Source organism: Amphritea sp. HPY (assembly GCF_050870985.1).
GTDB lineage: Bacteria > Pseudomonadota > Gammaproteobacteria > Pseudomonadales > Balneatricaceae > Amphritea.
The window spans coordinates 4547839-4561140 of the sequence record NZ_CP194015.1 but is presented as its reverse complement, the minus strand read 5'-3'; the positions used below and the strand labels follow the sequence as shown (position 1 = coordinate 4561140).

Sequence of the window (13302 nt, the reverse complement as noted above, 5' to 3'; positions counted from 1 at the left end):
TATGAACGGCGCGACGGTGGCCGCAGTTTCTGCATCTGATCGCCTCGGTTTTACCTTGTTCCTCGCCATTGCTTTGCATGCCGCCGGTATTCTCGGTATTGGCTTTAGTCTGAGCGAAAAACAACCTCCGGCACAAACGATAGAGGTTACCCTGGCTCATTACCAGAGTGAAGAGGCCCCCAAAGAAGCCGATTTTCTCGCTCAGGCCGATCAGCTTGGCAGCGGCCAGAGCGATGAAAAACTCATTCCCACAACCCGGGAAAAGGCAGATTTTCAGCACCGGGACATTCAGGAAACTGCGCCCCTTCAACCCCAGGCACCGCCGCAGCTGACCACTCCAAAACCGGCTCAACCACAACCTGAGGCGCCAACCCCTGAACTCAGCGAAAACGCTGAACAGTCTGAATCCAAGCCAACAGCGCAGGTTATAAGCACGAGCGCTCAGAACAAGCCGCAAACCAATGAGAAACCTGCGCCACGGAAAAAATCGACAGCTCCGGCACCCGCCCCTGGCAGCTCAACATCTCTGCTGGCCCGCAGTCTGGAAATTGCCAGTCTGGAAGCACAGCTTGAACTTCAGCGCCAGGAATATGCTAAACGCCCCAGGGTAAAGCGTTTAACATCAGCGTCCACCCGCAGCCATTCCGATGCCGTCTATCTGGATAACTGGCGCAAAAAGATCGAGGCCACCGGTAACCTGAATTACCCGGAGCAAGCCAGACGTCAGCAACTCTATGGCAGCTTACGGTTGATGGTCTCAGTACTGCCGGACGGATCAGTTAAAGAGATCAGAATTTTGCACTCTTCCGGGAATAAAGTCCTCGATGACGCCGCAGTGCGTATCGTACAGATGGCATCACCGTTCCAGCAATTTCCGATTGAGATGCGTAAAAACACCGACATACTTGAGATTATCCGGACCTGGAAGTTTGAGAAATCCACCCGTTTATACTAAGAGTTAACTGTCAGGCAGATAGGGTGCTTTGCGTAATATAGTAACCACGGAGAAGACAAGGACAACATCAGCAAAACAGGGAGTTATACCTTATAAATATCCGCTACGCGCAGTTCTCCAATAACCGATCGAAAAGATCCGCCACAAACAGGTACTCACCATGACCAGCCAATCCAGCTCACAAGGTTCATCCGGTACAGAGTCACCTTACTCTCCAGACAGTCTGCAAGGGCATTTCCTGATATCCATGCCGCACATGGATGACCAGAATTTCGATCACACTGTCACCTTCATCTGCGATCACAATGAGTATGGGGCTATGGGTATCGTAGTCAACCGGCCACTTGAACTGGAACTCGATGCCCTGCTGCAACAGCTGGACATGACTCCGCCACCGGAACTGGCCTCTGTACCCGTGTATGCAGGCGGTCCGGTACAATGCGACAGAGGCTTTATCCTGCATCGTCCTAACGCTTCAGACTGGTCCTCATCTTTTGCTATTTCCGATCAACTCAGCCTGACCACCTCAACCGATATCCTGAGCGCAATCGCCGATTCAAAAGGCCCCGACGAATATCTGGTAGCGCTCGGCTATGCCGGCTGGGGCGCAGGTCAGCTGGAACAGGAATTGATTGATAATGCATGGTTAAGTTGCCCGGCTAATTTGGATATAATGTTCCGCACTCCGGCCGCTGATCGTTTACAAGCGGCCGCATCAAGCCTGGGGGTCAACCTTGATCTGTTGACCGGCCAGAGTGGACACGCCTGACGGCACCGCCAACTATAAGATGCAACATGAACACATTATCAGGACCCGTTCTAGGATTTGATTTCGGCACGACCCGTATCGGCGTAGCAAGTGGCCAGTCATTGACCGGTACGGCATCCCCACTACAGCCAATCGCGGCCCGCGATGGCATTCCCGACTGGAATGTCCTCGATAAACTGATCAGTGAGTGGCAACCGGCAGCGCTGGTAATCGGCATCCCCCTGAATATGGATGGCACGATCAGCGATATGGCTCGCCGTGCCCGTAAGTTTGCCAACCGGCTTCACGAACGCTGCAAAGTCCCCTGTTTCCTGATTGATGAACGGCTGACAACCCGTGAAGCTAAACAGATCAGTCTGAGCCGTGGCGGCAGTACTAATTTTAAAGAAAATTCAGTGGACGGCATCGCCGCCCAACTTATTCTGGAAGACTGGTTTGCATCAGAGCAGCGCATTCCCAGCGAAACCCGACTGGAGGACCTCTATGGTATCGGGCGTAATTAAGGTCGACGTATTACTGGATAAAATGGCAGCTGAGCTGAACGCCCTGCTGAAAACCAGACAGATTGAAGATCCTATGATGATCGGCATCCGCACTGGCGGTGTCTGGCTGGCAGAGCGGTTGCATCAGCAGCTACAGATCAACAACCCGTTGGGCACCCTGGATATTTCGTTCTACCGGGATGATTTCAGCCGGGTCGGGCTGAACCCTAAAGTTCAGCCATCGGTACTGCCAAGCGCCACCGAAGGCCGCAATATTATTCTGGTAGATGATGTCATCATGAGTGGCCGGACTATCCGGGCGGCAATGAACGAACTGTTCGATTATGGCCGTCCTGCATCCATCACCCTGGTCACATTGCTCGATCTGAACCGACGTGAACTGCCGATCCAGGCAGATGTGATCGGCGAACTGCTGCCGCTGGCCCGAGATGAACAGGTCAAGCTGACCGGACCAGAGCCGCTGGCTCTGGAAATCCGAAAGAAAGACTCCCAATAAACTGACTGCCGGAATTCGCTATGTTCGAAACCCAAGATCCTAATCTGATCCAACTTAACAGCGCCGGTCAGTTAAAACACTTCCTGACCACCGAAGGATTAAGCCGGGAGCTGCTGACAGAGATACTCGATACCGCTGATTCTTTCGTCGACATGAGCGCTAAACAGGTTAAGAAAGTACCGTTACTGCGCGGTGCCACCGTGGTAAACCTGTTTTTCGAAGCCAGCACCCGAACCGCCAGTACATTTGAGCTGGCCGCTAAACGTTTATCTGCCGACGTGCTGAACCTGAATATCAAGACTTCCTCGACATCCAAGGGCGAAACTCTGAAAGACACGCTGATGACGATGGAAGCGATGCATTCGGATATGTTTGTGGTCCGTCACTCCGACAGTGGCGCGGCCCATTACATAGCCGAAAACGTGACCCCGAATGTTGCCGTTATCAATGCCGGTGATGGCCGCCACGCGCATCCAACCCAGGCGATGCTGGATATGCTGACTATCCGCCAGCATAAAGGCAGCTTCGAGCCACTGATCGTGGCGATTGTCGGCGATATACTGCACTCCCGGGTGGCCCGCTCACAGATCCACGCCCTGCGTACTCTGGGTGCAGCTGAGATTCGGGTAATTGCGCCAAATACCCTGCTGCCAAGGCACATAGAAGCACTCGGGGTAAAGGTCTTTACCGATATGAATGAAGGCCTGAAGGATGTCGATGTGGTGATGATGCTACGGCTCCAAAAGGAACGTATGCAGAGCGCCCTGCTACCCAGTGAAGCAGAATTCTATCGCCTTTACGGCCTCACTGAAGAGAAACTGAAGCTGACCAAACCCGATTCAGTGGTAATGCATCCTGGCCCGATCAACCGCGGCGTTGAAATAGAAACAGCCGTCGCCGACGGCCCTAAGTCACTGATCCTGAATCAGGTCACCAACGGAATCGCGGTACGTATGGCGGTAATGTCGATGTCCATGAGCGGACAGACGACCGAACATCAAAATAAGATCGATAGCGAATAAGGGACGCAACAGTATGAATATTAAAATTCAGGGCGGCCGCATTATCGATCCTGCAAATCAACTGGACCAGCTAAGTGATCTCTATATCGCTGCCGGAAAAATTTTAGCAATAGGTGATGCTCCATCAGGTTTCAAAGCCGACCAGACCATCGATGCCAGCGGTAAGATTGTCAGCCCCGGCTTTATCGATCTGTGCGCCCACCTGCGTGAGCCTGGCTATACCCGTAAAGGCAACATCACCACCGAAACCGCGGCCGCGGCAGCCGGCGGTGTCACTACGATCTGTACGCCACCAACGACTAAACCGATCGCCGACAATACCGCAGTGGTTGACCTGATTCAGGACCGTGCCGCTGAAGCAGGCAATGCCAGGGTCCTGCCGATCGGCGCCCTGACCCAGGGTTTAGCCGGCGAACAACTCAGCCCGATGTTTGCTTTACATAAAGCCGGTTGTGTCGCGTTCACTAACACCCGCAATCCAATAAGAAGCTCGCTGATCCTGACTCGCTGCATGGAGTATGCCGCAACCCATGATCTGCTGGTGCTGTTTCAGGCCCAGGATGCTGAGCTGGCCGATGGCGGTGCGATGCATGAAGATACCACCTGCACCCGTCTAGGCCTGAATGGTATTCCGGAAACCGCTGAAACCGTTGAAGTCGCCCGCTGCCTGCTGTTGATTGAGCAGACCGGTGTCAAAGCCCACTTCGGCCAGCTGTCTTGTGAGCGTTCGATCAAAATGGTGATGGATGCCCGAAAGCGCGGATTAAACGTCACCGCCGATGTCGCGATTCAAAACCTGCTGCTCACCGATGAAAATGTCAGTGGTTTTAACCCGAACTTCCACCTGATTCCACCGCTACGCAGCCAGCTGGATCGGGCAGGCCTGCGCCAGGCACTACTGTCAGATGGTTTCCAGGCTATCTGTTCTGACCATCAGCCCCACGAGCTGGCGGCTAAGCAGGCACCTTTTGCCGCAACGGAACCGGGCATGACCGGACTGGAAACCCTGCTTTCCCTGTCCCTGATGCTGGTACAACAGGAACTGATTTCGCTGCCGGAGATGATCGACAAGCTAACGGCGGGACCGGCACGGGTGCTCGGACTGGAACTGGGTACCCTCAGCACAGGCAGTAACGCTGATGTCTGTATCTTCGACCCGGAAGAGCAGTGGACTCTGAATGAAGAAAACAGTCACTCAGCGGGTATCAATACGCCGTTCCTGAACTACCCACTCCGCGGGGTGGTCCACAATACTCTGCTCAATGGTCAGGTCGTCTATCAGCGTTAAGCGCTAATATCAGATCAATAAAAAAACCGCCATTCGGCGGTTTTTTTGTCACTGTAAGTAACGATTACATCCCTTTCACATCCAGCGAGCCTTCATTACTGAGGAAGTCATCGTCATCCTGCAGGAAGAATGCAGAGTCATCGCCGCCATTGTCGATATCCGGATTAGTATCTGAGTTCAGCTTGATCATCAGACGCAGGTCGTTAGGCGAGTCGGCGTGAGCAAGCGCCACATCATAGTTGATGGTGCCATCCTTATATTCGCTATACAGCGCCTGGTCGAAGGTCTGCATACCCAGATTGGTCGACTTCTTAATCACCTCTTTCAGCTCATGTACCTCACCCTTGCGGATCAGATCCTGCATCAGCGGCGTATTAATCAGCACTTCAACAACCGCGCGCCGGCCTTTGCCGTCTTTTGTCGGCAACAGCTGCTGCGCCACAATCGCTTTCAGATTAAGCGACAAGTCCATCCAGATCTGGGCATGGTGCTCCGGTGGAAAGAAGCTGATGATCCGATCCAGCGCCTGGTTGGCATTGTTCGCGTGCAGAGTCGCCATACAGAGGTGGCCGGTTTCGGCGAAGGTCAGACCATAACCCATCGTATCGGCGCTACGGATCTCACCCATCAGAATAACATCCGGCGCCTGACGCAGAGTGTTTTTCAGGGCGATCTCAAATGATTCGGTATCCAGACCGACTTCCCGCTGGGTAATCACGCTCTGTTTATGGTCATGGATATATTCGATCGGGTCTTCGATAGTAATAATATGGCCGGCAGTATTAGTATTGCGGTAATCAATCATCGAGGCGAGTGAAGTCGATTTACCGGTACTGGTACCACCCACAAACAGGATCAGGCCACGCTTGGTCATCGCCAGGTCTTTCAATACCGGCGGCAAGTTAAGATCTTCCATACTCGGTATGTGGGTATTGATACGGCGCAGTACCATACCCGGGGAGTTGCGCTGAAAAAAAGCACTGACCCGGAAGCGTCCGATACCCGGCGCACTGATAGCAAAATTACATTCCCGGCTACCTTCAAACTCGGACAGCTGACGATCATTCATCGTGCTGTAGGTCAGCGAGCGGGCCTGGGCAGGCTTCAGTGACTCTTTGGTCAGGGGCTTGATCGAACCATCCACTTTAATACTGGGACGGGCACCCGCGGTGATGAACAGATCCGACGCACCGCGATCCACCATTACCTTTAAGAGTTGAGTAATATCCAAAACTTAATACTCCTTCCCTAATTAAAAGTTAGCCGGAATAAGGGCTTTTTCACGGGCCGCTTCGCGACTGATCATACCCTTCTGCACCAGATCCGTCAGAGACTGATCCAGAGTATTCATACCAAATGCGGCACCGGTCTGAATCGCCGAATACATCTGAGCTACCTTATCTTCACGGATCAGGTTACGAATTGCCGGGGTACCCACCATAATCTCAAACGCTGCCGCACGACCGCCTTTTGGCTTTTTCATCAAGGTCTGGGAAATAACGCCCTGCAGTGACTCCGACAACATGGAGCGAACCATCGATTTTTCCGCGGCGGGAAACACATCGATGATACGGTCAATTGTTTTCGCTGCAGAAGTTGTATGCAGCGTGCCGAACACCAGATGGCCTGTCTCGGCAGCGGTCAACGCCAGCCGGATAGTCTCCAGATCTCGCATCTCGCCTACCAAAATAACATCGGGGTCTTCACGCAACGCTGAACGTAGTGCTGCATCAAAACCAAGAGTATCACGATGAACTTCCCGCTGGTTGATCAGGCACTTCTTACTTTCGTGGACAAATTCGATCGGATCTTCGATGGTCAGAATATGGTCGTTGCGGGTTTCGTTAATGTAATCCACCATCGCCGCCAGAGTCGTACTCTTACCAGAACCGGTCGGTCCTGTAACCAACACCAGTCCCCGTGGTTTAGAAGCCAGATCCTGAAACACCGTCCCCAGCCCCAGATCATCCATCGTCAGTACTTTGCTGGGAATAGTCCGGAATACCGCAGCAGCACCGCGGTTCTGGTTAAATGCGTTAACCCTGAAACGGGCCAGTTTTGGCACTTCAAAAGAAAAATCCGTTTCGAAGCGTTCTTCAAAATCTTTACGCTGCTTATCATTCATGATGTCATAGATCAGCGTATGTACCTGCTTATGCTCCAGAGAGGGGAGCTTAATCCTTTTGACTTCACCGTCAACCCTGATAACGGGCGGCATGCCGGCGGTGATATGCAGGTCAGAAGCTCCCTGCTGTACTGTAAACGATAATAGTTCTGTAATATCCATAATGTCTCTGGCGCTGTGTGATCTCTGTTATTATATGGTCGCAAATCATAGTAGCGTAAATATAGTAACCTAAAAGCGGCCGGACTGAGCCTGATAGCAATACAAATCAGCCCGTCACACCATCTATATTTTGCAAAATACTTTATTCAAGCCACTGACCGTTATAACTATATGACAAACATAGCAAATAACCTTGAAATAGTCCGTTCACAGATCAACGTTGCCTGCCAAAATGCGCAGCGTAGTACTGAGACTGTGACATTACTGGCTGTCAGCAAGACCCGCCCGGCAGACGAGCTGCGTGCTGCCTATACCCAGGGACAGCTGGATTTCGGCGAGAATTACCTGCAGGAGTCGCTGGAAAAGATCGAACAGCTGCAGGATCTTGAGATTTGCTGGCACTTTATTGGGCCTATCCAGTCCAACAAAACACGGCCGATAGCGGAAAGTTTCAACTGGGTACACAGCGTTGATCGGCTCAAGGTTGCCCAGCGTCTCAGTGCCCAACGTCCGGATCAACTGCCTCCACTTAATATCTGCCTGCAGATCAATATCAGCGGTGAAGAAAGTAAGTCGGGGATTTTACCAGAGCAGCTGCCAGAACTGGCCAGTCAGGTTCTGCAACTGCCTAATATTCAACTACGCGGTTTGATGGCGATTCCGGCCAGCAGTGAAGATCCGCAGCAACAACGACGCCCCTTTGCCCGTATGCGGGAGTTGCTACAGCAACTGCAGCTAAATCATCCTGACCACTCCGAGCTGGATACCCTGTCGATGGGCATGTCCGGGGATATGGATGCTGCAATCGCTGAAGGCGCCAGCATCGTCAGAATCGGCACCGCGATCTTCGGCGCCAGGGTTTACAGTAAATAGCACTGCTGCAAATAGTATCAGGCAAATAGCTTTTGCTTGATGCCCTTAACCGGGCATAATCGGCTTAATTATCAAATTCGTTTTCAAGGATATACAGTGAGCACACAACCGACTCTGGCATTCATCGGCGCTGGCAATATGGCCCGCGCTATTATCGGCGGCCTGATCAGCAATGGCTATCCAACTGATAATATTTGGGCGACAGCAACGCGACTGGAAAATCTTGCCGATCTGCAGGCGCAAGGGCTCAATACCACCACCGATAACAATGATGCAATCGCGAATGCCGACATCGTTATCCTGGCGGTGAAGCCGCAGATTATGAAAGCAGTATGCCAGACCATCGCCGCGACAGTACAAAGCCGTCAGCCGCTGATCGTCTCTGTTGCAGCCGGCATCACCAGCGCCAGCCTTGAGCAATGGCTGGGAGGCGATATTGCCCTGGTTCGCTGCATGCCAAACACCCCTTCACTGGTCCAGAAAGGCGCCAGTGGTTTATGCGCTAACAGCATGGTCACTGAGATCCAGCGACAACAGACAACACAGATTCTTAACGCGGTTGGTCTCACCCTGTGGGTAGAGCAGGAAGCTCAGCTTGATGCCGTCATTGCAGTATCCGGTAGCGGACCGGCCTATTACTTCATGGTCATGGAGGCGATGGTTGCCGCTGGCGAAAAATTAGGACTGAGCAAAGAGATCGCCGCACAACTGACTATCCAGACCGCCCTGGGCGCGGCCGAGATGGCCAGTCAAAGCGATGTAGAGCCCGCCGAACTACGGCGTCGGGTTACCTCCCCCAACGGTACCACTGAACAGGCGATCAAAACGTTCCAGCAGGAAGGTCTGATCGAACTGTTCGATAAAGCGATGCAGGCTTGCCATGATCGAGCCATTACAATGGCCGAAGAGCTTGGTAAATAAGTAACAAGAAATTGAGCCTTTCATAGAACCAGCGAAAGGCTCTATACTCATTTAAAATACTGATTTATTAATCTGTTACAGGATTGGAATAGAACATGGGACAGGATCCGTTAAGCACAGTTATCCAGCTATTTGGCCAGCTATACGCTTTTCTCGTGGTGCTACGCTTTTTGCTGCAGCTCGCTAAAGCCGACTTCTACAACCCAATCTGTCAGGCGATAGTAAAAATCACCTCAGCACCGTTGGCGCCGTTACAAAAAGTAGTACCGCGCCCGGCAAATATTGATTTTTCACCGCTGCTACTGGCATTTATAGTCAATATTGCCACCTGGCTGTTGATCATCATGTTTAAAGGTCATGGCCTGGGTTCAAACTTATCCGCGATTCTGGTTATTTCCGCGGTCACCGTACTGGATACCATCCTGACTATCTATTTCTGGGCCGTTATCGGTTCGGTTATTATCAGTTGGGTTGCTCCGGGCAGCTACCACCCCGGTCCACAACTTATTACCCAGATTACCGAGCCGGTGTTTAACCTGGCCCGTAAAGTAGTGCCTTCACTGGGCGGGCTGGACCTTTCGCCCATCCTGATCTTCATTGTCATCCAGATTGCCCGTTCACAACTCAGTACGATCACTCAGATGGCGTTATAGCGTAGTAATGACAGAATTCTATCGCTGGCAGGGTGATGACCTTATTCTGAACTGCCCCCTGCAACCGAAAGCAAGCAATGACAGTATTGTCGGTCTGCATGGCGATAGCCTTAAGATTCGCATTACGGCGCCGCCGATTGAAAGCAAAGCGAATGCCCATTTGAAATGGGTATCTGGCGAAACAGTTCAGCGTAGCAAAAAGCGCCATCAGCATTATCAGCGGTGAACTGGACCGTCAGAAAAGGGACGCCGCTCTTGTGCATCCATGCACCCGCGGCATACCGTACGTCCTGTACATAAAATTAGCCAACCAGGAAAAATACCTGAAAGCTTATCGATTAAACTCAGCGATTGATCAGGAATAAAGTGAAACTTATAACGCAACAAAGAGACCGCCCGGCCGGCTATCTGATCATCGATAGCTACGCCCTGCTGTACGAAATGTGAAGTTCATAGCGAGCTGACAGCTTCATATTCTTTGCGTTTCCAAGTGCTACTTTGAGTAATTAACAATGCCTCAATCAATACCCGCCGATTCAGTTGGCATCGTCTCACCACAGACCATCCATTTTGATCAACCCCTTAAGTTATCCTGTGACCGAACTCTGGAAAGTTACGATCTGGTGATCGAAACTTACGGCACCCTGAATGCCGACGCATCCAATGCAGTACTGATCTGCCATGCTCTCTCCGGCAACCACCACGTCGCCGGCTTTCACAGTATGGAAGACAAGAAACCCGGCTGGTGGGATTCTGCAATTGGCCCGGGCAAACCGATCGATACTGATAAGTTCTTTGTTATCAGCCTGAATAATCTGGGTGGCTGTCACGGCTCAACCGGCCCACAGAGCATAAACCCGGAAACCGGCAAACCTTTTGGCCCTGACTTCCCGATTATGACGGTAGCGGACTGGGTCGAAAGCCAGCTCCGGCTGGCGAATCATTTCGGTATCAGTCAGTGGGCCGCCATCGTCGGCGGCAGTCTGGGAGGTATGCAGGCCTTGCAATGGTCGATCAACTACCCGGAGCGATTGCGTCATTGCATGGTGATCGCCGCAGCGCCTAAGCTCAGCGCTCAGAATATCGCCTTTAATGAAGTCGCCCGACAGGCGATCTCCCGCGACCCTGATTTCAACGATGGTCACTTCTATGAAGAGGGTAAAGTACCTAAGACCGGCCTGATGCTGGCGCGGATGCTGGGTCATATTACCTATCTTTCCGACGATGGTATGCGCGATAAATTTGGTCGCGAGCTGCGCGAAGGCAAGCTCAGCTACGACTTCAATCCCCAGTTTGAAGTGGAATCATACCTGCGCTATCAGGGCGAGCGCTTTTCCACCGCCTTCGATGCCAATACCTACATGCTGATGACCAAAGCGTTGGATTATTTCGACCCGGCTGCCGATTTTGACCACTGCCTGCCACTGGCACTGGCCCAGGCTCGCTGTAAATTCATGGTGATCTCATTTACTACTGACTGGCGCTTCTCACCGGAACGCTCGCGGGAGATTGTTGATGCTCTGGTCGATGCGGAAAAGCAGGTCAGCTATGCAGAGATCGATTCCAGCCATGGCCATGATGCCTTCCTGATTCCTAATCCCCGATATATGGATATCTTTGCCGCCTATATGCAACAGGTAAGCGCCGATATTCCCCGGCAACAGAAGGAGGCCAAGTAATGCGCGCAGATCTGGAAATCATTCAGGAGTGGATCGCTCCAGACTCAAAAGTACTGGATCTGGGCTGCGGTGACGGCGAACTGCTGGCCAACCTGAAGCAACAGAAAAATATCACCGGTTACGGCCTGGAGTTCGAGCACGACAACATTACCGCCTGTATCGAAAAAGGCGTCAATGTCATCGAAAAGAATATCGATGAAGGCCTCCCCAGTATTAAAGACAACAGTTTCGACACTGTCATCATGACCCAGGCCCTGCAGATCATGCACCGCCCGGATCAGATTGTCGATGAGATGCTACGCATCGGAAAAGAGTGTATCGTCACTTTCCCGAACTTCGGCCACTGGCGGGCGCGGGGTTATCTGGCACTGCGCGGCAAAATGCCGGTATCTAAATTCCTGCCCTATACTTGGTACAACACGCCCAATATCCATTTCTGTACCTTCAAGGATTTTGAAAACCTCTGCCTGGAACGCAACATATACATTATGGAACGTACCGTGGTGGATAATCAGCACAAACATCACTGGTCGATCCGGTTATGGCCTAATATGCTTGGCGAAGTCGCCATCTACCGGATCACTAAGTAGCTTGAATTAGTAGCCAGAATCAGTACTGAGAAACTAAGCTAAGAAACAAAGAAGCGTGAAACAAGTACTACAAAAGGAAGTTAAGGGAGTCTATTTATGAACATCAATTTGGCCTGGTATAAGCGCATAGTGAGCTCACTGGCATTTGTTTTTGTACTGTTCAGCAGCAGTAGTTTTGCCGAACAGATGGTGTCCCACGGCGACTACATGATCCATTACAACGCATTCAACAGCAGTTTTCTGCAACCCAAAGTGGCCCAGGCTTACGGCATTACGCGGAGTAAAACCAAAGCCTTACTGAATATTTCTGTACTGCAAAAGCAATCTGACGGTTCGACTAAGCCAGTTTCTGCTGTTGTTAGCGGAGCGGTTACAAATCTGATATCCCAGAAGCAGGAACTCAGCTTCGATAAAGTAGAAGAGACCAATGCACTCTACTATCTGGCAGACTTTGGTTTTACCGACGATCAGGTACTGCGCTTCAGCCTGCAGGTGCAGCCAGACCCAAATCAGCCAGCTTATGACATCGATTTCGAACAACGTTTCTACGTCGATTAATAGTTCGCCGGATAATTCATATAGCAGCTCAGCAACAGATTGTTGATAACGTTACCGTTCTCGTAACAAGAGTAACAAACGTTCTCAACAACCTGCTAAGGATCAGACATGACCAGCAAAATCGTTCTCGCCAGCGGTAACAAAGGCAAACTTAAAGAGTTTAATCAGGTATTAGGTGGTCTGGGCGTCAGCGTTGTCCCGCAATCCGATTATCAGGTGCCCGACGCCGATGAAACCGGCCTCAGCTTTGTTGAAAACGCCATTCTTAAAGCCCGCCACGCCTGTCAGCTAACCGGTCTGCCGGCACTGGCCGACGATTCAGGGCTGGAAGTAGACGCCCTGCAAGGCGCGCCGGGTATCTACTCTGCCCGTTTTGCAGGCCCCGGTGCCAGCGATGCCGATAACAACCGTAAGCTGCTGCAGCAACTTGAAGGCAAAACAGGCAACGAACGCAGCGCCCGCTTTCGCTGTGTGCTGGTCTATATGCGCCACGCTGAAGACCCGACGCCACTGATCTGCCAGGGTACCTGGGACGGTCTGATCCTTGATTCTGCACGGGGAGATAACGGCTTTGGCTACGACCCCCTGTTTCTGGTACCCGAACTGGACAAAGCCTCGGCAGAGCTGACGCCGGAGCAAAAAAACAGCCGCAGCCATCGCGGCCAGGCGGTTAAACAACTGATCGAGAACATTCAGGCTTACCTCTGA

Annotated in this window: 16 protein-coding genes; 14 read left to right on the top strand and 2 right to left on the bottom strand. The window is 51.9% G+C overall.

The genetic code is table 11. The annotated features are described in order from the left end of the window. The first annotated feature begins 1 nt into the window (after position 1). From ACQUQM_RS20270 to ACQUQM_RS20245, 6 genes are all read left to right on the top strand, one after another. A complete protein-coding gene (locus tag ACQUQM_RS20270; protein ID WP_432471682.1) occupies positions 2-955 on the top strand; it encodes a TonB family protein in 954 nt (317 codons plus the stop codon). A gap of 160 nt (positions 956-1115) precedes the next feature. Further along, positions 1116-1724 carry a YqgE/AlgH family protein gene (locus tag ACQUQM_RS20265; protein ID WP_432471681.1) on the top strand — a complete coding sequence of 203 codons (609 nt, stop codon included), beginning with the start codon at positions 1116-1118 and terminating at the stop codon, positions 1722-1724. A 26-nt stretch (positions 1725-1750) separates the two neighbouring features. Further along, positions 1751-2227: a Holliday junction resolvase RuvX gene (gene ruvX / locus ACQUQM_RS20260; RefSeq protein WP_432471680.1), complete on the top strand. Its 477-nt coding sequence runs from the start codon at positions 1751-1753 to the stop codon at positions 2225-2227. Then, on the top strand, positions 2208-2723 hold the full coding sequence (gene pyrR / locus ACQUQM_RS20255) for a bifunctional pyr operon transcriptional regulator/uracil phosphoribosyltransferase PyrR (RefSeq protein WP_432471679.1): 516 nt from the start codon (positions 2208-2210) through the stop codon (positions 2721-2723). Before ruvX ends, pyrR begins: the two co-directional genes overlap by 20 nt. A gap of 20 nt (positions 2724-2743) precedes the next feature. Beyond that, the gene (locus ACQUQM_RS20250; protein WP_432471678.1) at positions 2744-3745 is read left to right on the top strand and encodes an aspartate carbamoyltransferase catalytic subunit; all 1002 of its coding nucleotides are present in this window, start codon (positions 2744-2746) and stop codon (positions 3743-3745) included. A gap of 13 nt (positions 3746-3758) precedes the next feature. Continuing rightward, complete coding sequence (locus ACQUQM_RS20245; protein WP_432471677.1) at positions 3759-5033, top strand: dihydroorotase; 1275 nt, start codon at positions 3759-3761, stop codon at positions 5031-5033. A 64-nt stretch (positions 5034-5097) separates the two neighbouring features. Here ACQUQM_RS20245 and ACQUQM_RS20240 read toward each other — a convergent pair whose 3' ends face one another. Both ACQUQM_RS20240 and ACQUQM_RS20235 read right to left on the bottom strand, forming a co-directional pair. Next, positions 5098-6264, bottom strand: a complete 1167-nt coding sequence (locus ACQUQM_RS20240; RefSeq protein ID WP_432471676.1) for a PilT/PilU family type 4a pilus ATPase — start codon at positions 6262-6264, stop codon at positions 5098-5100. A 21-nt stretch (positions 6265-6285) separates the two neighbouring features. Continuing rightward, positions 6286-7320, bottom strand: a complete 1035-nt coding sequence (locus ACQUQM_RS20235) for a type IV pilus twitching motility protein PilT (protein ID WP_432471675.1) — start codon at positions 7318-7320, stop codon at positions 6286-6288. 171 nt (positions 7321-7491) lie between these two features. Here ACQUQM_RS20235 and ACQUQM_RS20230 point away from each other — a divergent pair, with 171 nt between their 5' ends. From ACQUQM_RS20230 to rdgB, 8 genes are all read left to right on the top strand, one after another. Next, entirely contained in the window at positions 7492-8193 is a 702-nt protein-coding gene (locus ACQUQM_RS20230) for a YggS family pyridoxal phosphate-dependent enzyme (protein WP_432471674.1), read from the top strand. Positions 8194-8289: 96 nt separating this feature from the next. Further along, positions 8290-9114 carry a pyrroline-5-carboxylate reductase gene (gene proC, locus ACQUQM_RS20225; protein WP_432471673.1) on the top strand — a complete coding sequence of 275 codons (825 nt, stop codon included), beginning with the start codon at positions 8290-8292 and terminating at the stop codon, positions 9112-9114. 95 nt (positions 9115-9209) lie between these two features. After that, positions 9210-9767: a YggT family protein gene (locus ACQUQM_RS20220; protein WP_432471672.1), complete on the top strand. Its 558-nt coding sequence runs from the start codon at positions 9210-9212 to the stop codon at positions 9765-9767. A 7-nt stretch (positions 9768-9774) separates the two neighbouring features. After that, complete coding sequence (locus ACQUQM_RS20215) at positions 9775-9993, top strand: DUF167 family protein (protein ID WP_432471671.1); 219 nt, start codon at positions 9775-9777, stop codon at positions 9991-9993. A gap of 286 nt (positions 9994-10279) precedes the next feature. Beyond that, positions 10280-11446 carry a homoserine O-succinyltransferase MetX gene (metX, locus tag ACQUQM_RS20210; protein ID WP_432471670.1) on the top strand — a complete coding sequence of 389 codons (1167 nt, stop codon included), beginning with the start codon at positions 10280-10282 and terminating at the stop codon, positions 11444-11446. Beyond that, entirely contained in the window at positions 11446-12036 is a 591-nt protein-coding gene (metW, locus tag ACQUQM_RS20205; protein WP_432471669.1) for a methionine biosynthesis protein MetW, read from the top strand. The genes metX and metW overlap by 1 nt, the downstream gene beginning before the upstream one ends. Positions 12037-12132: 96 nt before the next feature. Beyond that, positions 12133-12594, top strand: a complete 462-nt coding sequence (locus tag ACQUQM_RS20200; protein ID WP_432471668.1) for a DUF4426 domain-containing protein — start codon at positions 12133-12135, stop codon at positions 12592-12594. A gap of 108 nt (positions 12595-12702) precedes the next feature. Then, a complete protein-coding gene (rdgB, locus tag ACQUQM_RS20195; RefSeq protein WP_432471667.1) occupies positions 12703-13302 on the top strand; it encodes an RdgB/HAM1 family non-canonical purine NTP pyrophosphatase in 600 nt (199 codons plus the stop codon).

Bases quoted from the DNA above. Each gene is read 5' to 3' on its own strand.
- ACQUQM_RS20215 (WP_432471671.1), top strand. From the start codon at position 9,775: ATGACAGAATTCTATCGCTGGCAGGGTGATGACCTTATTCTGAACTGC.
- rdgB (WP_432471667.1), top strand. From the start codon at position 12,703: ATGACCAGCAAAATCGTTCTCGCCAGCGGTAACAAAGGCAAACTTAAA.
- ACQUQM_RS20270 (WP_432471682.1), top strand. From the start codon at position 2: ATGAACGGCGCGACGGTGGCCGCAGTTTCTGCATCTGATCGCCTCGGT.
- metW (WP_432471669.1), top strand. From the start codon at position 11,446: ATGCGCGCAGATCTGGAAATCATTCAGGAGTGGATCGCTCCAGACTCA.
- ACQUQM_RS20250 (WP_432471678.1), top strand. From the start codon at position 2,744: ATGTTCGAAACCCAAGATCCTAATCTGATCCAACTTAACAGCGCCGGT.
- ACQUQM_RS20230 (WP_432471674.1), top strand. From the start codon at position 7,492: ATGACAAACATAGCAAATAACCTTGAAATAGTCCGTTCACAGATCAAC.
- ACQUQM_RS20220 (WP_432471672.1), top strand. From the start codon at position 9,210: ATGGGACAGGATCCGTTAAGCACAGTTATCCAGCTATTTGGCCAGCTA.
- ACQUQM_RS20265 (WP_432471681.1), top strand. From the start codon at position 1,116: ATGACCAGCCAATCCAGCTCACAAGGTTCATCCGGTACAGAGTCACCT.
- ruvX (WP_432471680.1), top strand. From the start codon at position 1,751: ATGAACACATTATCAGGACCCGTTCTAGGATTTGATTTCGGCACGACC.
- ACQUQM_RS20200 (WP_432471668.1), top strand. From the start codon at position 12,133: ATGAACATCAATTTGGCCTGGTATAAGCGCATAGTGAGCTCACTGGCA.
- ACQUQM_RS20245 (WP_432471677.1), top strand. From the start codon at position 3,759: ATGAATATTAAAATTCAGGGCGGCCGCATTATCGATCCTGCAAATCAA.
- metX (WP_432471670.1), top strand. From the start codon at position 10,280: ATGCCTCAATCAATACCCGCCGATTCAGTTGGCATCGTCTCACCACAG.
- ACQUQM_RS20235 (WP_432471675.1), bottom strand. From the start codon at position 7,320: ATGGATATTACAGAACTATTATCGTTTACAGTACAGCAGGGAGCTTCT.
- pyrR (WP_432471679.1), top strand. From the start codon at position 2,208: ATGGTATCGGGCGTAATTAAGGTCGACGTATTACTGGATAAAATGGCA.